The sequence below is a fragment of the Planktothrix paucivesiculata PCC 9631 genome (assembly GCF_900009265.2).
GTDB lineage: Bacteria > Cyanobacteriota > Cyanobacteriia > Cyanobacteriales > Microcoleaceae > Planktothrix > Planktothrix paucivesiculata.
The window spans coordinates 1-853 of record NZ_LR735148.1 but is presented as its reverse complement, the minus strand read 5'-3'; the positions used below and the strand labels follow the sequence as shown (position 1 = coordinate 853).

Below are 853 nucleotides of genomic sequence, written 5' to 3'. Positions count from 1 at the left end.
GATCAGTTAGAAAGTACAGAACTAGGGGAAATTAGGAATAGGGATGTCAGGATATTTAACATTATCCCACTCATCTCCACCACCTCGGCAGGCATGGTTAGGCTCCATACTCGCTAGGGAGGTTAATTGATTAGAAATTAGTAGGGAGTATATTCATTTTTTATATGGCAATACTCCCTAATTGTGTCCGCATCAGTTATCAAAGGGGATTAAATCTAGTTTGATTCGACCAGTGATCATTCATAAAATCATCAATATCGGATTGCTCCATATCAACTGAAAATAAATAAACACTTGTACAAACATCATTAGGTGACATCTTTCTCGGATATTTGTCATTCTCATAAGATTTGGCATAAATCTTCACCCGACCCGTCCAGCCGTTGGGAACCTGGGCAATATCTTTCTCATTAACAAGTCCCATATTGAAAAACCCTGGTTGTCCATCAAACTTCCCTTCAAGACTAACTTTATCCTTGCCATTAACATTAAGAAAACTACTCCTAACTGTTAATTCCTCCCCATTCCAAGCTGAATGTTGGGGACGAGCAAATAGGGTGAATTGAACGGCATATACTGTCAGCATCCAAACCTTTTTATTTTCTAGGTTCTTTAGTTCCTCAATAATCTCATCACAAAATAATAGAAAAACTAATCCCGCCGTTCCACTTTGTGCTAAATGATTGGTTCTCCAATAGGCAGCCGCCCAGGTTTTAGGAGGGTAAGGTTTCCTCAAAGGACTGAGAGTTTCCCTCAAAATAACTTCAGTCGAAGCTTTAAATTTAGCCGTAACTTCTTTAACTAATCTATCATCTTCAGTGTCTCTTTTATAAGCTAAAGCCGCACCCATTTC

The 853-nt window shown here is 38.8% G+C and carries 1 pseudogene; it reads right to left on the bottom strand.

Annotation, left to right across the window (positions count from 1 at the left end):
• Positions 1 to 199: 199 nt before the first annotated feature.
• Positions 200 to 853, bottom strand: a pseudogene (locus PL9631_RS26555) (hypothetical protein); the annotation flags it as partial.